Here is a 23,007-nt window from a genome sequence, read left to right on the forward strand (position 1 = left end):
CTGATTGGCATACAATTTGCGTTTTGCTTTGTGCATTAACCGGGGGTTTGTGCATCAATCAACAATAAGGAGCCGGTCATGATGGAAGACGGTGTGTCGATAATGGAGAGATTCTACGATATCGGAACAGCCTATTTCTCCATGGAATTTGCGCTGGAGAATGATATGCACACCTATGCCGGCGGGCTTGGAGTACTGGCTGCCGACATGATGCGGGGATGTGCAGATCTGGAAATAGGCATTGCCGGCGTCTCTTTATTAGTGAAAAAGGGGTATTTTTTCCAGACAATCGATGCACAGGGAGTACAGCACGAAAAAGAAGATCGCTGGAATCCCCACGAATTTTTGACACCTCTTAATGCAGAAGTCTCCGTCACCATAGAAGACCGTCAGGTACGCATAACTCCCTGGCTGTACGGGGTGAAGGGGGTTACGGGATTTGAAGTTCCGGTTATTTTTCTTGATACCGACAATGAAGCCAATTCACCCTTCGAACGCAGTTTGAGTTATTACCTTTATAAGGATGACGACCGGTTCAGGTGTGCTCAGGAGATTGTTCTGGGTGTGGGCGGAGTACGGATGCTCGAGGCTCTCGGATTCGTCTCCGATCTCCGGTACCACATGAATGAGGGGCATTCGGCCTTTCTTGTTGCAGAACTCATGCGCAAATTTGGTGATGCTGCAGATCCTGCCCGGGAGGTGCGCAACCGGTGCATCTTTACCACCCATACGCCCGTTCCCGCCGGTCACGATAAGTTCAGTACAAAGATGGTTCAGAATATGTTTCCCTCCATGCCCGAAGAGATACAAAAAAGCATGGGGAGCGTCTGTAACATGACCGAACTGGCTCTCAACCATAGCGCATTTGTCAACGGAGTGGCCGGAAGTCATACCGAAACTACGAGCACCATGTTTCCCGGTCATGATATCGAATCAATCACCAATGGCATTCATACCTCATACTGGGTGTGCCCGTCAATGGATGAACTTTTTGGCCGCTATGTTAAATCGTGGCGAAAAGATTTTTTTAATCTGCGGTATATCGCGGGGGTTTCATGCAAAGAAATCATGGAGGCCCACCGGGCGGCAAAGGAGCGGATGATTGCATGGCTTTTCGGGCATCAAAAAGTCAATCTGAATCCGGATGTTTTTACTATAGGATATGCCCGCCGGATAACACCCTATAAGCGTGCAGACATGCTTTTCTCCGATATGCAGCGCCTGAAATCTATTGCACAACAGTATAGGGGGCTGCAGATACTCTATTCGGGTATAGCCCATCCGGCCGACCGGGAAGGGAAGCGGCAGATAGAGTATGTTCATGACGCCATGAAAGCTCTGAGGCCTCACGTGCGTACGTGCTATATCGAAGACTATGATTTGCAGATCGCCGGTATGATGGTATCCGGGTGCGACCTGTGGCTCAACACCCCCCGTCCGCCCCAGGAAGCTTCCGGTACCTCGGGAATGAAAGCCGCAGCCAACGGTGTGCCGCAACTCTCGGTTCTCGACGGCTGGTGGAATGAAGGACATATCGAGAATATCACCGGATGGAGCATCGGTAAGCGCTATGATGAAAACGAAAGAGCATCACATGCAGAAGAATTGGAAGATATGTACGGTAAGCTGGAACATACGATCCTCCCACTCTATTACAACAATCCGGAACAATGGGCCCGGATTATGCGCAATTGTATCTCAATCAATGGTTCATTTTTCAATACGCACCGGATGGTTCGTCAATACGTCGTAAATGCCTACTTTACACACATCACCGAAAAGATAGAGACAACCGAGCCGGTGCTTCAGGAAATCAGGTAGCGATAATTCAGATGAGAAAAAAGTTTTGACATTACAATAATCAACAAATGAAAGGACATGCGGAATGGTTACCCTCACATACCTTAAGCATGCACAAGAAATCAGGGAAAGCAATGATATTCGGGTCAAAAGACTTTTCCCTGCTTCCGATCAGACATCCTATGATCCCTTTGCTCTTGTGGATGAATTTTTTATACCTCAGGACAGCGGTTTTCCCCGAATGGAATACCGCGGGTTCGAAGGGTATACGTATATCACTGAAGGCGCCCTTCTGCATTCCGATACAACAGGAATTGCACGGGTGATTGAAAGCGGTGGATTGCAGCATTATGTAGCAGGCAGAGGACTCGTTCACTCGGAAACATCAGTCGCCGGTCATCCGCTGTGTCATGGATTCCGGATCTGGGTCAATCTTCCCCGGGACATGAAAAAGATCGATCCGTCATACGACTCTTGGCAGCCCGACCAGTTACCCTATGTTCAGAACCAGGGAAGCTCGGCTTACCACATTGTCGGGAACGGCGCGCCAACATCTTCAACAATACCGTTAATTATCCAGGATATACATATGGATATCAATGCCCATCATTTTATGTCGGTGCCCAGTGAGATGGAGGGGTTGATGTACTGTTACTGGGGTGAAGTTGAAGCGTGCGATTACCGGATCGGTCCCGGCGAATACTTTTTTCTTCCCGATGCCGTTGAAATAGCTGCTTATGCCCGGAGAGAAAGCAGAATTCTGCTTCTTGCAGGCGTACCGTTAGCCGAACAAATCAGACTCAGCGGAACATCGGTTGAGTAATTGCGAATTATCAGCAAAAGTGTCTCTTTCCTCTGTTTTTTACCTTGTAGAAAGTGAAAAAGTTGTATTATGGATTTTAAACATCTCATGCCCTTGCAGCAAAAGAACGATTCGAAGATTATTATGCTTGTTATGGACGGCCTTGGTGGCCTGCCGAAAACATGGCAGGGAAAGACCGAGCTGGAGCAGGCGAATACGCCTGAAATGGACACGATGGCCACGGAAGGAATGTGTGGATTACATGTTCCGGTAGGGCCGGGGATCACCCCCGGAAGTGGTCCTGGACACCTTGGCATATTCGGGTACGATCCTCTCCAGTATACGGTAGGCCGCGGGGTTCTCTCGGCCCTTGGAATCGATTTTGATATCGGGCCTGATGATGTTGCTGCGCGGGGTAATTTCTGTACGATCGACAAAAAGGGGAATGTTACCGACCGTCGTGCAGGACGAATCGATACCGAAACCAATAAGAAATTATGCGAAAAATTACGGAATATCACAATCAATGGAGTTGAAATATTTATCGAGACAATTAAAGAACACCGTTTCCTTCTGGTGCTGCGGGGTAAGAAATTGAGTTCGGCAATTAACGATACTGATCCTCAGGCAACGGGGGCGCCGCCCAAAGAGGTGGAGACTGTTGCTCCGGATGCCGAACACACCGGAAATATTGTTGAAGCTTTTATTTCCCAGGCGAGTGAGATTTTATCCCATGAGCCAAAAGCAAATATGGTGCTGATGCGGGGATTTGCCAAAAGGCCCAATTGGCCCCGGTTCGAGGAAGTATTCGGAATGCATGGAGCCGCCATTGCTGCATACCCCATGTATCGTGGACTGGGAAAATTGATCGGCATGGATGTCATCGGGAATGCAGGCAATCTTGATGAAGAACTTTCTCTTGTAAAAGAACATTACGGCAACTATGATTTCTTCTTTGTTCATGTGAAGGCAACCGACAGTTCGGGAGAGGATGGTGATTTTGACCGGAAGATGCATGCCATTGAAGAGGTCGATTCGATTATCCCCCGGATACTCGATTTTAAACCGGAGGTAATGATTATTACCGGCGATCACTCGACTCCGTCGGTCTTGAAATCCCACAGCTGGCATCCAGTCCCGCTTTTAATCTGGTCGAAATCATGCCGGCCCGATGATGTTCAGAAATTTGGTGAAAGCTATTGTACCCATGGCGCTCTGGGGCCACAAATGCCTGCCGTTGATATCATGCCCATGGCGCTGGCGCATGCACACCGCCTGAATAAATATGGCGCCTGATAGTGTTGCTGCTTCGCCGGGTATGTGATGCGGGTACTAAACCGAAAGGAACATGATCATGCAAAAGCTGCTTACCAGAATATTCATGTTCGTGCTTAAGTCGGCAGTATTTCTTGCGCCCCGGGAAGCGTGTCAGAAAAAAATTGAGGAAATCAACTGCACAATCAATAAAATTCAGGAGTACAATTTACACGGATGGTCGTACCGGAGTGTAATATCCCATGAAACACAGGAACAGTACTGGTATTACGAAGCCGGACCGGATACCGCGCCGGTTCTCGTATGTATTCATGGGTTGATGCTCGATGGGAGAACCTTTGTCAAATTAAACAGGTATTTGCGTGATTACCGTATCATTGCAATCAATATGCCCGAACAAAGTTCTTTATATACGGGGAGTATCGAAAACTTTTTAACCATAATCGTTGATTTTCTCCGTTCGGTGAATGTCCGAGAATGCGATCTTATGGGGGTCTCTTTTGGCGGCGTTGTAGCAACACATCTGGTTGCTCATTTGCCCGAGGATATTGCCGTAAGGCGGCTCGTGCTTGCATCATCGGTAATTGCCGGCGCCACACGCAGCATACGAAACAGCGTAAAAGTGAACCATGAATGGATCCGGTCGGTTCCCGATTATCAGATATACTGGTTTTTTGAACAGCTTATCAATTTTGTCAAAAATACCCGGGGGCAAAAGAGCGGAGATGAAGAATTGGTGGAATTTCTCCGGGTTAAACATCCAGCCTATTACCGTCAGGTTTTTGAAGCCTTGGCGAATTATCAGGGGCTCGAGGATGCCTGCCGGATATTCTGTCCGGTTATTGTGATGAATGGTGAAAAGGACATGCTGATCGATAAGGAGATGCGAAACCTGATGAAGCATATTTTTGACGGCAAACGCTATTTCACGATCCCTGAGGCTTCACACGAGATGATGTTCACAAAGACCGAGCTGGTTGCCCGCCATATGGAAAACTTTTTCACCCGGACCCGCCGGCCGGTACCTGCGACAGGAATAAATATCAGTGCAGTATATAACCGTCATCCGGTCACCAGGGTAAAGTAGAACGTTGCCCCTCTGTCGACCTGGCCTTCAGCACATATTGTCCCACCATGCTTATGTACAACCCGTTGAACGATCGAGAGGCCAATACCGGTTCCACGATATTTTTCCTGTGAATGCAGACGGGTAAACGGTTCAAAGATTATTTCTGCATGGTTCATATCGAAGCCGGCGCCATTGTCTTTTATGTAAACAACTCTCCGTCCATTGTGATCCTGCATACCGATTTCTATACGGGGATTTTTTACCTTTGAAGTATACTTCCATGCATTTCTGATAAGATTTTCGAGAGCAAGCCGGATTAGTCCCTTATCTGCATTGACAATGATACCGCTCTGAACGATTACTTCAACATTACGCCAGGGATTACTCTTTTTCAGTTCACTTAGGAAACTGTCGGTGATCGCACTCAGATCAACATCCTGTTTTTTTAGTTCATGTTGTGAAATTATTGATAACTCCAGCAAATTGGAAATTGTGCTGGTCATGCGATAGATGTTTGTTTCGATCTGTTCGATACACTTGTTACCGTCGGCATCCATAAGGTCGGCATAGTACATTTTCAGGACATCAACCATGGCCGCCATATTATTAAGCGGATTGCGCAGGTCGTGGGATACTGAATGGGCAAAGGCTTTGAGTTCCCTGTTGGCTGCCAGAAGCTCATTTGTGCGATTCTGCAGTTGCTCTTCCATTTCCTTATGTTTTGTCATATCGAGGGCGATATAAATAAAACTGTGGGGAGTGCTTCCCCGGTGGTAAACCAGATTGCCCGGGACCAGAATAAAATGACGGAGATCTCCGTTTTGGGCATAAATGGAGACTTCTGTGGTTGGCGGCTGTTCACCTCGTGCGGATGCCCCCAGTTGACGGCGAACATCCTCCCGCTGACGGGGAACGACAAAATTGGTAAGCGGTTGTCCAAGCATTTCCTCTTTAGCATACCCAAGGCTGTTCAATGCCTGTTTATTGATATCCAGTATTGTACCGTCCATGCCGATTACCGCATTTACTGCAGGAGACTCTTCGTACAAAAAACGGTATCGTTCTTCGGATAGCCGCAATCTTTCGTACTCATCACAGGCCTGTTTCAATTTTTCATTTGCCGCGATGAGTTCATGCTGAACCATTTTAAATTCTCTGTTAAGATCTTTGGTTCGGGTTTCCAGTTCACTCTGGTTCAGTTGCAGCCGGTAAATAAGCCCCTGAGCATTATCACTGCCGTTCCGGGGAAGGGTATCGCACAGGGTATCGACCTGTTTTGCCGGCCAGGAGTGCAGATTGTCGGGAACGGGAGCATCATAGGACGATTGTTTGTTTAAATGAAACAATTTTTTAATCATACGGGCTACTCCTTATGAATGGTTAATACCTGTCTTCAGGACCATATCGATCTTTTGAAGAACATGGCAGATGCCCGCAGTATCCGATTGATTCAGCGTTCCCTCTTTACGGGCTTCCGATAAGGGCATGAGCATGTGCTCAAGATCATCAAGAGCGCGTTCGGTATGTAAGTCGTCACTCAGCGCATTTTCAAACTGCACGAGCAATTCCCCGGCACTGTGGCTTGATTCAGCCGCTTCTTTATCGGGCTGCACATCCGTGGTGAACACGCGTGCATACTCGATCAGCCGGGCATGACGTTTTGCTGCGGCATCAAGCGCAGCATAGGTAAAATTGAGCTTTTTCCGATAATGTTGTGTTGCAAAGAAAAAACGGATCACCGCACCATCATACCCCTTTGATGCAAGGTCGCCGACATGGATTATGTTTCCCTTATTTTTAGACATCTTGTGGCCGTCAACCAGGAGATGTTCCCCATGAAGCCAATAGGGGGCAAGTTCTTTCCCCGAATAGGCTTCGGTGACTGCAATGGTATAGTCATGGTGACGGTAGAGGTTGTCGATGCCGCCGCAACTGATATCTATTTGTGTGCCGAGATGCTTGACTATCATGGCGGGATCCTGAACATTCCATGCAGGACGCCCCTTGCCAAGCACTGTTTCCCATTGGGCCGGTTCATTATCACGCGCACCATGCCAGAGAATAAAATCTCCCAGATTCCATCGTTGACCCGGGTAGGTATCTTTACTGAAACGTTTTTTCCTAGAAGGCCATTTGCTCATATCCAGTCGGTACAGCCGTCCGAAGCCCTGGAAGGTGAGTGGATCGAAATAGATATCCGGCCCATAGGAGTAGGCATGTTTCTTTTCAAGTAACCCTTCAATAATCTCGGCCGCGGTATGAACGCTTGTTGAGGAACGGGGGATGAATGGAGGAAGATCGATTGAAAGAAAGCGGCAATCCTCAAAAAAACGCTCTTCTACCGGACGGGTAAGGTCGTCGACCGATATCTGCTTCCGTCGTGCTTCACTGATGCTTTTATCTTCTATATCGGTGAAATTCACTACCCGTTCTACTTCAAATCCCAGGTGGCTGAGATAGCGATGAAGAATATCTTCATAAAAGAAGGTTCGATAGTTGCCAAGATGAGGGTGGCGGTATACCGAGGGGCCACAGGTAAACAGTTTCACATGGGGCGGTTGAAGTGGTCGGAACAGGTCCTTGTTCCGGCTCATGGTGTTATTCAACATCAGTGGAGGAGTATTCATGCTGTAGGTACCTTGGTGAAGGTATTGACTATGGTGTGCAACATTCAGCTTCCCGCCACCGATTGATGCATCGATGCCCATTCTTTCAGTAAATCTTTGACCTCTTCATCGGTTGTGGGAGTGAAATCATCATACCAGGCTCCCACTGCTGAAAAGGCCCGGGGTGTTTGTACGCATATGATATCATCGGCGTCTTCGGCCAGTTTATTGCGCACGCTTGGAGAGGCGACTGGAACCGCAACTGTTATGGCGGAGGGGTTTTGCTGTCGCAAAGTTTTCACCGCCGCCATCATGCTCGCTCCTGTCGCAAGGCCGTCATCCACCAGTATAACCGGGCGACCTTCGGCACTGACCGGAACCTTCCCGCCCTCTCGGTACATCGCCTCACGTTTGCGGACTTCTTCCTGTTCGCGGCGGGTTTCCATTTCGATGGCATCTTCTGGTATGTGAAGATATTCCACAACATCCTCATTGATCACCCGCGTATCTCCTCCGGCAATTGCGCCCATGGCAAGCTCTTCATGACCCGGCGTGTCAAGTTTACGGACAACAAATATATCCAGATCGGCATCCAGCGCTTTTGCCACTTCAAAGGCCACAGGAACTCCTCCGCGGGGCAATCCAAGAACAAGCAGATTCTCTTTTGATTTATATTCTTTCAGATGGTCGGCCAGTATTCTGCCGGCTTCACGGCGATTCCCGAATATTCGTTCCATCACCATCCTCCCTTAAGTAAATCGTGGTGTCTGGTTGTCGGTGTTACCATCTTTTCATCACGGCGCCACAGCAGCTCGTTAAAGATCACATTATTTAATCGCTTGTACCGGTAGATAAAAACAATAGTTGACTTCACCTCAACGCCTCGCTTTGAGCATGTTCCTCCCCGCCGGCAAAGCCGGGAGGAGAGGGAAGAGAAGAGGAGAAGTGGGTGACAAATCAAAAAGGCATAATTAAAAAAATTATGCCTTTTTTGTCGGAACAGCGACTCCTACATAATCGTTGCGCATATAGGCCTGTGCATTATCCCAGTCAAGATCACCTTTTAATTCGACACTATTGGAAAATTCAAGTTCGAATTCCTGGCTTCCAAGGTCTTTCCAATTCTTTTTGACCGATCGTGTCCCTTCGATAATGAGCATATTACCGGCATGCGTCACATTCACATTTTTTTTCTGTACACCGGGAACTTTTCCGGCTACCCATACATACCCGTTTTTCCGGCCTGCTGCAAAAGTTGTCCCACTTTCCTTATCAGTTTTGCCGGGAAGGTTTTTTGCAACCATTTCGGGTATGGAAGACCATGAAAAACGCTTTTGGGCAACATCTGTTTTTTTGAATACCTTGCTGTGACCCGCGCGTGACCAGGGTAACGGAACTCTGGTATGTCGTTTTTTTCTTTTCAGTTGACTTTTTCTCATTCGTGGATTAACAAAATTCATGCTGCATGCTCCTTATCATACTTTTCCCATAATTCTTTTAGTTCGCCGGGAAGCAACTGTTCAATTTCCTGTGCTTCACCGGATGAAATCTCGTGTTTAAGTACATTTAAAACCACGCCGGTGACTTTTTCGGGCTCGAATGCAGGATCACCGGCAAAATCACGTTCGATACGCTTGAGAAATTCTTCTTTTGACCGGTATTTGATCGGAACCTCTGCCGGACGCCAGCTCTCGTAATAGATGCCACGGATCAGCATAGGAAGCTGAGCGCTCAAATGCGCGCCTTCATCGATGGTCAGGCGGTCTCGCAGAGCATGAAGTACGGCACGTAACGCCTTGTAAGACTTTTGGCGACTGTCCCATCCAAGCTCCTTACCGATCTCTTTGAGCCAGACCTCGCTTTTCTGAACAGTGGTATCAAATGCTTCCAATCCTGTCATTGCCATACTGGCCTCCTTTCATAGGTGATTTTCAGGCAGGTGTTACAGTTTTCAATTCATTGCACTAAAAAGAAGCAAGTTGTGTGCCAAAATGGATGGATCAGGAGGAACGGAAGCGAGGGTTCTTTTTTATACTAGATGGTATATGGTATTACGATAAGAATAACATTATTAATCGGGATGGATTGGTTTTCGCAGCTGTTTTTTTTCTCCGCGCTTTTTTTTGCGTTGCAGCCGTTTTTCCCGGGAGGCCTTTGTTGGTTTGCTGGGTTTTCTCTTCTTTTTTCGGATGCTTGCTTTGCGAATAAAGGAAATAAGCCGCTCCAGAGCTTCGTTGCGGTTTCTGGTCTGGCTCCGGTGAGTGTGAGAATCGATACAGAATTCCCCGCGGTTATTGATATAGCCGGGATATAACCTCTGCAAACGTTTTTTCATATCCTCCGGTACAGTTTGCGAGCCGGCAAGGTCGAATACAAGCTGGACACCGGTCGAAGAGGTGTTTACATGCTGCCCTCCCGGACCGGGAGAGCGAATAAACCGCCATCCGATGTCGCTCTCGTCAATTTGTACTTGGTCGTTAATCCTGATCATAGCGCATGTATCCTGAAAATCCTGTTGTTACAAAATACTACACGTGCGGTGTACTGGTGAAGGGTGGCACAGTATTTGAATATACTAGCCTTTAATAAACAGTATGTGGTATCAACCAATTAACAAAGGAGTAGTATATGCTTGCTGAGATCAGTTTTATTCCGGTTGGCGGCAACTCACATATCAGTGAAGATGTTGCCGAGGCGGTAAAGGTAATTGCAGAATCGGGTCTGGCCTATCAATTGACGCCCACCGCCACGTGTATTGAAGGTGAATGGGACCAGGTAATGGAGACTATAGGAAAAGCACGCAAAAAAATGCTTGATAAAAACAGTCATCTCATCACAATGATTAAAATGGAAGATGATGCTGATGAGCATAATAAGCTTCAGTCCAATATGGAATCAATCAGCGAAAAGATGGGCTCCAAATCACAAACATATGAGGAAAAGCCGCCGGAAGCATTGGTGACACCGAAGGTATAGGGATGTGGTTTTCCCGAATCCGGTAATTGTTTTTCCCGGAATTGATAATATGCCCGGTCGTTGCATCGACGCCGGTGATCCGGTCGAGGTAGTGGCTTTTGCTTATGGTAATTCTGGTATGTAATTTGCGCTACAAACCGGGAAGTTCACAAAAGCGCATAAATGGATGTATGTCTCGAATATTGGACTTTTTCCAGAAGGAATATCTATGAATTCAAGTTCCCGTGATAATTTGCTGCAAATCCTGCTCGATTTTGAGACTCATATTGATTGTGTGTTCGATGAATTAATTCATAATCGATGGCGTCAGATGGAAAAGGGAAAACATTGGGAACCGCACACCGATGTAATTGAGACGGCGGATGAGGTCGTTGTGTTAATCGACTTGCCTGGTATCAATCCCAAGGAAGTTACCGTGCGGAGGCAGGATAATGTGCTTGAGATATACGGCGTGCGGGAGGAAGAGGTGATGCGCACAACCTTCCGTCACCTTTCAGAACGAAAGAGTGGCCCTTTCAAGCGCAGAGTCGAGCTCGATGACAATTCTGAATATTCAGCCCAGATGCATATCGATTACCGCAACGGTGTGTTTATGATATTGATCGAAAAGGAACATGAAAACAATCACTCTGAACAATGTCTCAAGGGAGAATAAGCAATGGCAGAAAAGAACAAAGCACAGAAACTCACTTCGCACGATCTTGATATCGATTTACCGCCGAGTGATGGACTCTTTAATACGACGCGTAATCTTTCGCCCTTGGATGATATCGTTGGTCAGCCCCGAGCGATAAAGGCCCTCGAACTCGGATTGGATGTTAACGATTCCGGCTATAATATCTATGCTTCGGGAATGAGCGGGCTGGGCAAGCGTACAATGTTGCAGAAAATTTTACAGCAGAAAGCAGAAGAGAAACCCGTACCCTCCGATTGGATATATGTCAATAATTTCGATCAGCAGGACCGTCCGCCGGCATTTGAAATCCAGCCGGGAAAGGCACGCGAACTCAAACGTGATATCAAAGAACTGATCGAACAACTCAAGGAAGAACTTCCAAAAGCTTTCCAAAAAGAGGACTTCAGTAACGAGAAGAAACGATTGAATCAACATTACCGTACCCAGGCCCGAAAACTCTTTCAGGAGCTGCAACAGAGCGCAGATGAAATCGGTTTTGTAATTGACCAATCGCCGGATGGCCGGGTGATGATTATCCCTAAAAAAGATGATCGCGCGATGAAAAGTGAAGAATTTGATTCCTTGAAGGATGAAGAAAAAGAGCAGATAGAAAAGAAACAACAGGAACTTGCCGAAAAGGCAAACAAGAAAATGGGACAACAGCGCGAGATCGAACGGAAATTGCGGGAAGATATCCGGAACATTGAACGGGATTTTGCCCAACAGCTCTTTGGGCCCGCAATCGATTCAATCGTTCAAAAGTACCCGGGTGAAAAACTCAAATCATGGTTGGGGCAGATGAAAGAACACATGCTCGATAACTTGCAACAGTTCCAGGACAAGGGAGAACAAAATCAGAACCCTCTTGCCGTGATGATGGGAGGAGGGGGAACTCAGGATCCCCAGGACCCATTCGAGCAGTATGATATCAATATCGTTGTAGACAATAGCGAAACAGACCATGCGCCGTTTATAATGGAAACATCGCCCAATTACAAAAATCTGTTCGGCACAATTCACGGTATCAGCGACCGGATGGGCCGGATGATCACCAATTTTCGTCAAATTAACGCTGGCAGTATTCTCCGGGCCAATGGTGGATATCTCATGTTCGATCTTGTCGAAGCTTTAATTGAACCGCTGGTCTGGAAAGAACTGAAACGTACAATAAAGAGCGGCGTTCTGGAATATCATATGTACGACCCCTTCGGGGTGTTTTCATCATCGGCAATGCGTCCGGAACCGATTCCGATCAAACTGAAAATTGTCGCCTATGGTAACCCGCTGATATATTACCTGCTTCAGCTTTACGATGAAGATTTTGCCGAGATTTTTAAAGTAAAAGCGGATTTTGCCGGAGAAATGGAATTACAGGATACAAGTCTTCAGACTATCGGCAAGTTTATCAGTAAACTTCAGCAGAAAGAAGACGGTGTCATGCCCTTTGACCGGGAGGGAGTGTATGAACTGCTTCGGCAGAGTATCCGCATGGCCGGAGACAAAGAAAAAGTTTCAACCGCATTCAAGCAGCTCGAAGACCTTGCCCGGGAATCGACCTACTGGGCTAAAAAGGACAATGCCGCACATGTCAGCCGTACCAATGTCCGGAAAGCGATCGATGAAAAAATATTTCGGTCTAATTTGATTGCCGACAAAATGAGCGAGATGATTGCGAAGGGAACACTGCTTATCAGCACCGAAGGGGCGGCGGTTGGGCAGATCAACGGTTTGAGCGTTATTGCGCTCGGGGATTATATGTTCGGAAGGCCCACCAGACTGACATCCAGTATCGGTGTGGGAAATGCCGGTATTATCAATATCGAGCGGGAAAGCAAACTGAGTGGACGGACCTATGATAAGTCGATGATGATTCTGGAAGGTTTCTTACGAAATACCTACAGTACCCGCCATTCCCTTTCCCTTTCCGCAAGCCTTGCCATGGAACAGAGCTACGGCATGATTGAAGGCGACAGTGCATCGGTTGCCGAACTCCTTTGTCTTTTAAGTGCCTGTGCGGGTGTGCCGATGCGGCAGGATATCGCCGTAACCGGTTCGGTCAATCAATGGGGGCAGGTACAGGCAATCGGCGGCGTCAATGCAAAAATTGAAGGATTTTATGACATATGCAAGATTGTCGGGTTGACCGGCAATCAGGGAGTATGCGTTCCGAAATCGAATATTCGAAATATCGTGCTTCGCCCTGATGTGATCGAAGCCGTCAAAGAAGAACAGTTTCATGTTTGGGCTGTGAATCATGTCGATGAAGCTCTTGAGCTGTTCAGTGGCGTCCCGTCGGGTTCTATTGATGAAGAGCACAGCTTTCACTGGCGAGTCGATCAACGGTTGATAGGCATGCTCGAGCTGTTGAATAAGCAGAAAGCCGCGATTGAAGCCCGGGAAATGCATGTGCTTGGAAGCGTTGACTCACCAAAACAACCCGATCCCCGCCCGCCCCTGCCGGGAAATAACGAATAGGACACGGAGATTCTGTGTCGATAAGGTCGTATGTATGCGGCACGGCATTCCAGGCTATGTCGTAACGAACACAACCAGGCATAACTTTTATAAGGTGACGGTTTCTCATGGAATTCAAGGACTATTATTCGGTTTTAGGCGTTGACAAAAAAGCTTCCCGGGAAGACATAAAGAAGGCCTTTCACAAGCTTGCGGTCAAATATCATCCCGATAAGAACCCGGGGAATGGCCAAGCCGAGAAAAAATTCAAGGAGATAACCGAAGCGAACGAGGTGCTGGGTGATCCGGCGAAGCGGAAAAAATACGATCAGCTGGGTTCCAACTGGCAACAGTATCAGAGCACCGGCGGTGAGGGGTATGATGACTGGTTTCGTAAAAATTCATCATCCTACCGTGGTCAGGGTGACTACTATACCTATTCATCGAATGCAGAAGACATTTTTGAAAATCTGGGAGGTTTTTCGGATTTTTTCAAGAGCTTTTTCGGCGACAGTGCTTTTGCAGGTAGGGCCGGAACAGCCGGTGCTCGGTCCGGCGCACGGGCCCGTCGTCCCCGAGGCGGACCAGGCTTTTATGAATATGGCGCTAAAGGAGCGGATTATGAAGCCGAACTTCATATCTCTTTAGAAGAGGCGGTGACGGGAGCCACAAAAACAGTCTCCATTAACGGCCGGACTCTTCGAATCAAAATAGCGCCGGGAACCACAAGCGGTCAGAAATTGCGTCTGAAAAACCAGGGTGGCGAAGGGATTGGAGGTGGACCGCTCGGCGACCTCTATGTTACGATCCGGGTCGATAAACACCCTTGGTTCGAACAGCGAGATTCCGATCTGATTACCAACCTGAATGTCGATATGTATACCGCAGTACTCGGCGGCAAGAAACGCCTTCGGCTTATTGACGGTAAGGAAGTTGATATTACGATTCCACCCGGATCCGACAGTTCAACGATGTTGCGCCTCCGCGGCAAAGGGATGCATAAATACAACGGCAAAGCCGGAGACCTGCTCGTCCAACTCGTCATTAAAGTCCCCCGAAACCTGACCGAAGAACAGAAAAAGCTCCTTTTGCGGATGAAGGAAATGGAGAAGGAGAAGGTTTGAGGAGGTAAGAGGGAAGTCGAAAATCAGAATACCGATATTTCCTGTTACAGGCGATTTGCCTAAACCGGTGTGGCCGGGACTGGTCAGCTTGAACGTGTGGTTTGAAGCATTTCCATTAAGGTGAGAGCATTGTGAGGGGCGTAGCCGTTTTGATCGTTATCGAAGTAGCAGTATGCCTTGCGGCCTTGTTCACGCCATGAAGAAAGCAGGTTTGCCCATTTGCGGAGCTGCTGTTTTGAGTAGGATCCCTGATATTTTCCATCGGGGCCGTGGAGGCGGATATATCTGATCGGTCCGACCAGATGGGAAGGTGATGTTCTGCCTTCGATATCATAAATGCAAAATGAAGCATTATATTCATTGAGTATTTCAATAACCGAATCGTCAAACCATGTTGGATTGCGAAACTCGAAAGCATAGGAGAATCCCCCGGGCAATACTTTACAGAATGATTCCAGCCGCTCCAGGTTCACTTTCCATGACGGTGGGAGTTGAAACAGAACAGGACCAAGTTTGTCTCCAAGCACTTCGATGCGGCTCATGAAGGTATTCACTGGTTCTTCAGGGTCTTTCAGCTTTTTGACATGGGTAATATACCTGCTTGCTTTAACTGCAAATTCGAAGCCGGCAGGGACGAGCGATGCCCACTGCTTAAGCGTTTTTTCTTCCGGAAGTTTGTAAAAGCTGTTGTTAATTTCGACCGTAGAGAAATGCTGGAGGTAAAATTTTAACATATCACCGGTTTTCATTTTTTCGGGATAAAAGGGCCCTGTCCAGTGCTTGTAGTGCCAGCCCGATGTACCGATGCGGTAGTTCTTATTTGTCTTGGTCATGTTATTCCATTTCGTAACTAGTTCCGATTCTGCGGCATATTTAATTAATGATTCAGCCGCTTATGTTCCTTTCTTATTCGCCGCGTCGTTTTTCTGACATTTTGGGCATATATATGACGACCTTCCTGCAGCGGAAATTTTTTTAATTTCCGAATCGCAGCGCGGGCACTTGTCTCCCTTGTTTCGGTGCGGAAGCAACCAGCGGCGGGGAAATCCATCACTTCCGGCTCCGTGACGAACAGCAACATCGATAATCCGGTGCATGGTGTTATATAATTTTTTGATCTCTTTTTTATTCAGCTCTTTTGCGGGGTATTCGGGATGAATGCCACTCTGATAAAGTATTTCATCGGAATAGATATTCCCGAGCCCTGCTAGTTTGCTTTGATCCATGAGTGTGGATTTTGCACCCGACCGGCTCTGGTTTAAAATCTCATTCAGATCATCGACACTGAGGTCCAGGGCATCAGGACCCAGTTTCTCTTTTTTGATATATTCATCCACATCCCCGGTCCATGTAACTTTGCCTAAAAGGCGGGTGCAGGAATAGGCAAGAAGAGATTTGTCGTCGAACCTGAATGCAACGCTGGTGTGCTTTGGCTGCTCTTCATCATTTTTAACCAGTTGTAAATAACCGGTCATGCCGAAATGCAGTACCACAGCACCGCCATTATCGGTTTGCACAAACAGATGTTTGCCGTGGCGGCTGCTTGCCATAAAACGGCAATGGCCTACCCGCTTCTGAAACGAGCGGGCAGAAATATCTTCCAGAATTCTATCTGCCGATATATCAACTTTGTCAACTCTCTTTTTCAGTGCTACATTATTAAAATACTGTCGAAAAACCTCAACATCGGGAAGTTCAGGCATAGGCGCTCCTTGAAGGTAGTGGGTAGATGATATCCGGCATACGATTTTGTGAATACCAATCCATTATCTTAGTCTATTATCCTTATCAATTATCTTCTTTCTTCCTTCGGCTCCTAATATCTCGCCACTCCCGCAAGTGTTTTACCGCTCGGGACTCGTTCGGGCTCCACGACATACACATCGCCGTCGTGTGCAAGGGTTTCTATGGCAGCGAGATTGAAAAGGTCGCTGTCACCGGCCTGGTGTTCCTGATGTTTCTCGATATCACCAGTTTCAGGATTGAGTCTTCCCCACATGTGGTTGTTTTCAGACACAAAGAGGGCGCCCATCCTGCCTTCCCGGGCCATGCGGATCGATTGCTCGATTGTTTCGGATGCTCGTTCACCATCATGCCCCTTTTGTCGACGGAATTCATCGGCATACCGTTCCTGTATTCGTCTGATAAGCGGCTCGAGAATATCAACAGCTTTTTGCTGAAGTTCTTCTTTCGGGCAGTCAAAGGGGTTTTCGGAGATGCCTTCTTCGAGAAGGTGCGGATAGGTGTTGGCTTCTTTATAGATTGCCCGTGCATAGGGCAGCCCCGCGGTAATCAGGGGTGCGGGTTGTGTAAGATTTTTGTGAATGCTTTCATCGATCAGCTTAAAATAGTCATGCAGGCGCTCTTTTACGTCGCTTTCACCACCCTGGCCATGAAACTTACCCGGCCTGCCGGCTTCACTGGTAGGGGTGGTCGATTTAAACTGTACACCCTTTTCAGAAAGGTCCAAAAGAAGAGCTTCATGGATTGATGACGGCATATCGGGCGGGGTCGCATCTTCGATGAGAGTATGGGTACATCGGAATAAAGCGATATTCTTTCTTCCCAGACGAAGCACGAAAAATTCCCGTGGTATGGCCGATGCTTGAATCAGAGGGAGGACATGAAAATGGTCTCCCACGACAACCAGTTCTTCGGGGGACTGGGGAAGATGAATAAATCGATGTGTTTCCCGGTTGATGAAAACGGCGAACCCATTGCATAAATGCCGTTGAAGAACGGAAACTTCAATCTCTTCATCCAGCGGGAACATATATGCTTCGGCGTCGGTCCGTCGTATGCCGGTGCCCATTAACTCTTCGACTGCATGATTACGCAGATTTTTAAGGCGAATGGGATCCTGCTTGGTTTCTTCTCCCGCAACATGGGTCGGCATATAGATCGATACACATCGTTTCCCCTTATGGAGTAATACATCACGGACATCATCAATCGAAAAAGTGCTGTGTAATGTGGCCATACAACAAAATCTCCTTGAAATTGTGGACGAATTGAAGTTACGGAGTGCGGGAGTATCAGAGCAGTGAACGTTGGTATTCATGCCCCAATACTCCATTAGCCCCGAATATATCGGGATTATTCCACTACTACTCCGCTTGTACTCTCCAAGTGCAAAAAAGATGCCAGCAAGTATAAGATCAAAGTCCCGGTCCGCTTACCGGAGAATCGGAGTCATCTTTACTCTATGAACAAACAGCCGGCATATGTCATTTGCATATCTGAAAATGGTTTTATCGGTTTCGGGAATTCCGGCCCCTTTTATTGCAGATTCTGCTTTCGCTCTTCTCTATCCGCCATTGGCATGTGATTTGCATTTTCAGGAACAAAGATGGGTAGTAAATGTTTCATACTTTATCTCTGGATTTGCTCAAAAGGCACTGTTCGGAGATAAACAATGAAGAAAGAAGACGCTTATGAATGTTCCACTTGAAATTTCCTATCGCAATGTAAACCCAACCGATGAACTCGATGATCTCATTCGAGCAAAAGCCGCGAAGCTTGAAGAAATATGTGATTATATTTCCAGCTGCAGGGTTCTTGTCGAGCAGCCCGAACGGCATCAACGCACCGGAAGACCCTATCATGTTCGGCTGGATATTTCAGTGCCGCCGGGACATCGTATCGCAGTCCATCAGGAACCAAAGCATGTGGAGCAGACTGATTCGGCTCAAACCGAAATCAGACGCGCCTTTGAAGAAGCCTTGCGTCAATTAAGAAAACTGAAAGACCTCCAGCGGGGTGAGACCAAAATACACGAGCAGCAGCGCCGTGAGGCCGTGGTGGACAGAATCTTTCCCACTAAGGGGTATGGTTTTCTGCGGACAGTCGATAACCGCCGGATTTATTTCCATCAGAATGCGGTAACCGATAACGATTTTCAAAGGCTGGAACCGGGAACCGGGGTTTATTACAATGAATCCATGGGTGAAATGGGACCCCAGGCGACAGTGGTTAAAATCTCCGAAAAACCGGGAGTGGGAGTAAAACATGCCGGTCCGACGGTTTAGTTTTAAATCGCACCTGTTTATGATATGCTGTCACTATTCAATGGAGTGTTCGCATACTGGAGTAGTAGGGCAACTCTCTGAACCTGCGCCGTATTGAGCCGTCGAAATATCGAAGTGTCGTTGAGTAGTGTGAAAAATAAGCTTTGCAAAATATTCTTCGAAAGAGAATTCGATGGGGCGGTTATCCATGCTGTCGTGCCAATGTTCTGCTTGTCTGGATCGATTCCTTTTTCATCTGTTGAAGGCGGACTTTTTCAATGATAATTCTCAAGATTGTTGTAAGCGCTTTACAGAGAATGCTGTTTTCGGAATAGTCCGCTGGCGCGGCAAAGTCGATCCGGTTTCCGTCAATTAAGTCCTTAAGCGTTTTCAGGCTTGAGGGCGTTATATCGGAATAGACTCCTATTCCGTATCCACCGTTTTTCCGTACTACACTCAACGCCGGAATATCGGTCAGGCCATCGCCAAGATAAATCATATTCGAGAAAGGAACCGGCCGTTCTTCTTCGGGCATATACTCGTTAACATCTTCAGACCACCGTTCCCGGTTTTTGTTTATTCTGTAAAGGCACTGGGTTTTTACGGCGTCATTAACTACAATCTGAGGAAATGTCGGGCCGGTACGTTCATAATAAAACAGGGAAGCAAAAATATTGCGGAAATGGGAGGCGATCGGCGTGCCTTCAATAACGTCCTTGATACTCGATGAAATAATATAATGATTGCACTCCATTGTACCGTGCGACATGGAGTATACCGAATCATTTATCCGGGTGAAAAACGATTCTACGCCGCTGAAAAAGGTTACATTTTTCCCCTGTTCCAGAAAAAACCGTCTGGTCAGGCGTCCGGGTTTGAGGTCGGCATACTGTTTGACTTTTCTCATCCAGTAGATTTCTTTGTCTACTTCACTGGAGAACGATGTTGGTTTATCATTCCAGAGCGCGCCTTTCTTTTTGTCGGTAAGGTCGGGCCAGTTGATATAATCGCGCATAGGCCTGGGAGTGAGGGTTTTGTCGAAATCATAGACCAGCGCCAGACGTGTCTTTTTATCGCCCATCATTCTTTTTCCGGTTGAAATATTCAGGATACTTCATTGGGCGCCTTGTTTTTCTCAAAAAATTGAGTGATATTGTCGAGTGTGGTGGCGGCAATATTTGTCATAGCTTCTCTGGTAAAGAATCCCTGGTGTGAAGTAACAATTACATTGGGGAATGTCAGGAGCCGGGCCAGGAGTTCGTCGCTGATAATCTGGAGCGACCAGTCTTCGAAGAAGTATTCGCTCTCTTCTTCGTAAACATCAAGGGCGGCTGCGCCAATTTTGCCCCGTTTCAGGCCTCCCACAAGGGCGCTTGTTTTTATCAAAGCCCCGCGACCGGTGTTGACAAGCATAACCCCGTCTTTCATCTGATCGACGGTCGTGTCGTTTATCAGATATTTGGTTTTGGGAGTAAGCGGACAGTGAAGGGATATGACATCGGATGATTCGAGAAGCTCCGAGAGGTCAACATATTTAACCTGATGATCTTTTGCAAAATTATCGTCCTGTTTAATATCATAGGCCAAAACATTCATTCCCATTCCCCGAAGAATGCTGATAACACATTTTCCGATTTTGCCGGTCCCGATAATTCCTGCGGTCTTACCGTTGAAATCGGATCCCATGAGGCCACTGATGGAAAAATTATGTTCCCGGATGCGGATATATGCTTTATGAATACGGCGGTTGAGACACAGCATAAGACCCACCGTATGTTCCGCCACGGCAAAGGGTGAATATTCAGGCACACGGACGGCTTTGATATGACTTTTATTGAGTGCTTCAATATCGATATTGTTATATCCTGCACAACGTAAGGCAATCAGACGGACATCATTGGATTCGAGCATTCTGATGACCTTTTCATTGATCTGATCATTAACGAAAATACACACGGCGCCGAAATTTTCAGCCAGGGGCACGGTATCTTCATTGAGATGCGTCTCGAAATAAGTAATGGTGTAGCCGAAATCTTTGTTGACATCATCGAATACCTGCTTGTCGTACGATTTGGTATCGAAAAATGCAATTTTTGTTGGAGCCATGGAAAAAGCCTTTCGGGTTGAATAAACTTTATAGGATATGAATATCAGTATAAGACGGAGGAGGTTGACGGATATATCTCCTCCGTCCGGTGAGATTATTTTTATCGTTCCGGTTGCGCGGGTTGCGATACTTCTTTGAGAATTTCGGCGCCCAGGTTGATACTTCCATGAACAGCCAGGTCGCCGAGTGAAATGATACCGGTAAACATCCCTTCGGAATTTTTGACCAGCAGGCGGCGCACTTTATACTGTTCCATGGTCGTTGCAGCATCTTCAAGACTATCGTCTTCATAGCACGATGCAATGTTTTTGGTCATGATTTCTCCAACCGTGGTTGCAGCCGGATTTAAATCTTCGGCAAGGGCGCGGATAGTAATATCCCGGTCGGTGATCATACCAACGAAATTATTACCTTCGCACACCGGCAAAATACCGACATCCCGTTTTTTCATCCGGCTTGCGGCTTCCTTTACTGTCTGTGACGATTGGATTGTCTCGGCATTGGGGGTCATAATGTCTTTGATGTGAGCCATACACTCCTCCTTGAAACAGGGTGATTGATCAGGTAAAATAAAAACGTCATTATTTTTCGGCTATGACAATGGTATGTAGTCTGGTTAATTCATCGATACTGTGTTTCAGACCTTCGCGGCCCATACCGGACGCCTTGTTTCCTCCAAAAGGGAAGTGACCGACGCCATGTTTTGGAGCGGCATTGATACCGACATTGCCGTCCTGCATTGTTTTTGCAATACGTATGGCGTCGTTAATGTTTTCGGTAAACAGGCAGCCGTCAAGACCATATTCCGAAGAATTGGCTATCCGGACGGCTTCATCGGGAGTCGAGTAGGTCATGACCGGCATAACCGGACCGAATATTTCTTCCCTGGCGATATCCATGTCGGGAGTGACCTTGTCAAGGATTGTGGGGAGATAAAACAGATCGTCATGCCCGGCGCCGCTGATTACTTCAGCCCCCGAATCGACGGCACTGTTTACCAGACGTTCTACTTTCTCGAGGGCGTCGTTATTGATAAGGGGACCAACCTTGGTATCTTCATCCAGAGGATCGCCCATTTTATAGGAATTTATTTTTTCGGAAACTGCTTTCATAAAAGTATCATGAATACTTTCATGGACCAGCACCCGGGAGACCGCATCGCAACGCTGTCCGGAATTTTTAAACGTCCCTTTACAGATCTGTTCTGCCGCGTGGTTGATATCGGCGTTTGGTAGGACCAGGGCGGCAGCATTACCGCCGAGTTCAAGATGGAGCCTTTTTATACCGGCCTGCTGAGCAATGGCTTTTCCGGCCCTTGTCGAGCCCGTGAAACTGATCGCCTCGACGTCGGAACTCTTTGCCAGAACGCCGCCCAGAACACTTCCTTTGCCGGTCAGCACTTGCAGTATACCCGGAGCAAGGCCGGCTTCCTGAAAAACGCGCGCAAAAAGCAGCAGGCTCAAAGGGGCGTCGCTTGCAGGCTTGACAACCACGCTGTTGCCTGCAAGAAGGGCCGGGATAATTTTTGCAGATCCAATAAACAAAGGGTAATTAAAGGGCGATAAGGCTGCAACTACCCCCAGCGGGTTTCGCAGGACGATCGCAAATTTATTGCGGGTGTCCTCGACCCATTCGCCGGGAATGTATTCACCATACAAAATCCGGACCTCTTCCCGGGCAAGATGCATACGCTCGATTGTGGCATGCACTTCAGACCGGGCGTCGGAAATCGGTTTTCCCGATTCACAGGTGATCGTTTGAACAAAGCTGTCGGAATGTTCTTCCAGAATACCCGCCGCCCGTTCCATTATCGCCAGACGGTCCAGTGGAGGAAAGGATTCTTTCCCCTGAGCTTCTTTTGCCTGCCTGATAGCCTTCGATACATGATCTTCGGTGCAAAGAGGCGCCGTTGCAATGGTCTCTCCGGTTGATGGGTTAATTATATCGAACCGGTCCGTTGATTCGGGATCAACCCACGTGCCGTTAATAAAGTTTTTGTACGCCTTCTTGCTTTCTTTTTCCTGCTTATAGAGGGGGTCGAAAAAACTGTTCATAAGTGGTCTCTTTGCTAGTGGTTAAAAGTTAAAAATCTAAAGTCGAAATCCAGCATC

The 23,007-nt window shown here is 47.4% G+C and carries 23 protein-coding genes; 9 read left to right on the forward strand and 14 right to left on the reverse strand.

The features are described from left to right. The first annotated feature begins 102 nt into the window (after positions 1-102). From glgP to GF401_09230, 4 genes are all read left to right on the forward strand, one after another. Entirely contained in the window at positions 103-1,821 is a 1,719-nt protein-coding gene (gene glgP / locus GF401_09215) for an alpha-glucan family phosphorylase (protein MBD3345226.1), read from the forward strand. 64 nt (positions 1,822-1,885) lie between these two features. After that, complete coding sequence (locus tag GF401_09220) at positions 1,886-2,623, forward strand: hypothetical protein (protein MBD3345227.1); 738 nt, start codon at positions 1,886-1,888, stop codon at positions 2,621-2,623. Between the two features lie 69 nt (positions 2,624-2,692). Next, complete coding sequence (locus GF401_09225; protein ID MBD3345228.1) at positions 2,693-3,898, forward strand: 2,3-bisphosphoglycerate-independent phosphoglycerate mutase; 1,206 nt, start codon at positions 2,693-2,695, stop codon at positions 3,896-3,898. A 52-nt stretch (positions 3,899-3,950) separates the two neighbouring features. Next, the gene (locus GF401_09230) at positions 3,951-4,964 is read left to right on the forward strand and encodes an alpha/beta fold hydrolase (GenBank protein ID MBD3345229.1); all 1,014 of its coding nucleotides are present in this window, start codon (positions 3,951-3,953) and stop codon (positions 4,962-4,964) included. Here the strand turns inward: GF401_09230 and GF401_09235 are convergent. The 7 genes from GF401_09235 to GF401_09265 form a co-directional block, all read right to left on the reverse strand. After that, entirely contained in the window at positions 4,940-6,304 is a 1,365-nt protein-coding gene (locus tag GF401_09235; GenBank protein MBD3345230.1) for a PAS domain S-box protein, read from the reverse strand. The genes GF401_09230 and GF401_09235 overlap by 25 nt on opposite strands. Before the next feature lie 12 nt (positions 6,305-6,316). Next, positions 6,317-7,654: a class I tRNA ligase family protein gene (locus GF401_09240; GenBank protein ID MBD3345231.1), complete on the reverse strand. Its 1,338-nt coding sequence runs from the start codon at positions 7,652-7,654 to the stop codon at positions 6,317-6,319. Continuing rightward, a complete protein-coding gene (locus tag GF401_09245) occupies positions 7,618-8,289 on the reverse strand; it encodes a phosphoribosyltransferase (protein MBD3345232.1) in 672 nt (223 codons plus the stop codon). The genes GF401_09240 and GF401_09245 overlap by 37 nt, the downstream gene beginning before the upstream one ends. Next, a complete protein-coding gene (locus GF401_09250) occupies positions 8,289-8,426 on the reverse strand; it encodes a hypothetical protein (GenBank protein MBD3345233.1) in 138 nt (45 codons plus the stop codon). The genes GF401_09245 and GF401_09250 overlap by 1 nt, the downstream gene beginning before the upstream one ends. Positions 8,427-8,532: 106 nt before the next feature. Then, positions 8,533-9,012 (reverse strand): Hsp20 family protein, encoded by a 480-nt coding sequence (locus tag GF401_09255; GenBank protein ID MBD3345234.1) that lies wholly within the window; start codon positions 9,010-9,012, stop codon positions 8,533-8,535. Continuing rightward, positions 9,009-9,458, reverse strand: coding sequence for a DUF2267 domain-containing protein (locus GF401_09260; protein MBD3345235.1), 450 nt, complete (start codon positions 9,456-9,458; stop codon positions 9,009-9,011). The genes GF401_09255 and GF401_09260 overlap by 4 nt, the downstream gene beginning before the upstream one ends. 165 nt (positions 9,459-9,623) lie before the next feature. After that, positions 9,624-10,043 (reverse strand): aminoacyl-tRNA hydrolase, encoded by a 420-nt coding sequence (locus GF401_09265; protein MBD3345236.1) that lies wholly within the window; start codon positions 10,041-10,043, stop codon positions 9,624-9,626. Positions 10,044-10,180: 137 nt separating this feature from the next. On the opposite strand from GF401_09265, the gene GF401_09270 reads away from it, so the two are divergent. The 4 genes from GF401_09270 (at position 10,181) to GF401_09285 (ending at position 14,782) form a co-directional block, all read left to right on the forward strand. Further along, entirely contained in the window at positions 10,181-10,528 is a 348-nt protein-coding gene (locus GF401_09270) for an MTH1187 family thiamine-binding protein (GenBank protein ID MBD3345237.1), read from the forward strand. Positions 10,529-10,694: 166 nt separating this feature from the next. Continuing rightward, positions 10,695-11,183, forward strand: coding sequence for an Hsp20 family protein (locus tag GF401_09275; protein MBD3345238.1), 489 nt, complete (start codon positions 10,695-10,697; stop codon positions 11,181-11,183). Positions 11,184-11,186: 3 nt separating this feature from the next. Next, positions 11,187-13,679 carry an AAA family ATPase gene (locus tag GF401_09280; GenBank protein ID MBD3345239.1) on the forward strand — a complete coding sequence of 831 codons (2,493 nt, stop codon included), beginning with the start codon at positions 11,187-11,189 and terminating at the stop codon, positions 13,677-13,679. A 107-nt stretch (positions 13,680-13,786) separates the two neighbouring features. Then, positions 13,787-14,782: a DnaJ domain-containing protein gene (locus GF401_09285; GenBank protein ID MBD3345240.1), complete on the forward strand. Its 996-nt coding sequence runs from the start codon at positions 13,787-13,789 to the stop codon at positions 14,780-14,782. A gap of 83 nt (positions 14,783-14,865) precedes the next feature. Here GF401_09285 and GF401_09290 read toward each other — a convergent pair whose 3' ends face one another. From GF401_09290 to GF401_09300, 3 genes are all read right to left on the reverse strand, one after another. Beyond that, positions 14,866-15,615, reverse strand: coding sequence for a DUF72 domain-containing protein (locus GF401_09290; protein ID MBD3345241.1), 750 nt, complete (start codon positions 15,613-15,615; stop codon positions 14,866-14,868). A gap of 60 nt (positions 15,616-15,675) precedes the next feature. Then, positions 15,676-16,485: a hypothetical protein gene (locus GF401_09295; GenBank protein MBD3345242.1), complete on the reverse strand. Its 810-nt coding sequence runs from the start codon at positions 16,483-16,485 to the stop codon at positions 15,676-15,678. A 113-nt stretch (positions 16,486-16,598) separates the two neighbouring features. Then, complete coding sequence (locus tag GF401_09300; GenBank protein MBD3345243.1) at positions 16,599-17,762, reverse strand: hypothetical protein; 1,164 nt, start codon at positions 17,760-17,762, stop codon at positions 16,599-16,601. Between the two features lie 454 nt (positions 17,763-18,216). Between GF401_09300 and GF401_09305 the strand changes: the two genes are divergently transcribed. Beyond that, on the forward strand, positions 18,217-18,810 hold the full coding sequence (locus GF401_09305; GenBank protein ID MBD3345244.1) for an HPF/RaiA family ribosome-associated protein: 594 nt from the start codon (positions 18,217-18,219) through the stop codon (positions 18,808-18,810). A gap of 181 nt (positions 18,811-18,991) precedes the next feature. On the opposite strand, the gene GF401_09310 is transcribed toward GF401_09305, so the two are convergent. The 4 genes from GF401_09310 to GF401_09325 all read right to left on the reverse strand — a co-directional run bounded on the left by GF401_09310 (position 18,992) and on the right by GF401_09325 (position 22,950). Continuing rightward, positions 18,992-19,873, reverse strand: a complete 882-nt coding sequence (locus GF401_09310) for a hypothetical protein (protein MBD3345245.1) — start codon at positions 19,871-19,873, stop codon at positions 18,992-18,994. A 20-nt stretch (positions 19,874-19,893) separates the two neighbouring features. Then, complete coding sequence (locus GF401_09315; GenBank protein ID MBD3345246.1) at positions 19,894-20,895, reverse strand: 2-hydroxyacid dehydrogenase; 1,002 nt, start codon at positions 20,893-20,895, stop codon at positions 19,894-19,896. A 101-nt stretch (positions 20,896-20,996) separates the two neighbouring features. Next, positions 20,997-21,428 carry a CBS domain-containing protein gene (locus GF401_09320; protein MBD3345247.1) on the reverse strand — a complete coding sequence of 144 codons (432 nt, stop codon included), beginning with the start codon at positions 21,426-21,428 and terminating at the stop codon, positions 20,997-20,999. A 49-nt stretch (positions 21,429-21,477) separates the two neighbouring features. Beyond that, complete coding sequence (locus GF401_09325) at positions 21,478-22,950, reverse strand: aldehyde dehydrogenase family protein (protein ID MBD3345248.1); 1,473 nt, start codon at positions 22,948-22,950, stop codon at positions 21,478-21,480. Positions 22,951-23,007 lie beyond the last annotated feature (57 nt).

It is taken from the genome of Chitinivibrionales bacterium (genome assembly GCA_014728215.1).
Taxonomy (GTDB): Bacteria; Fibrobacterota; Chitinivibrionia; order Chitinivibrionales; family WJKA01; genus WJKA01.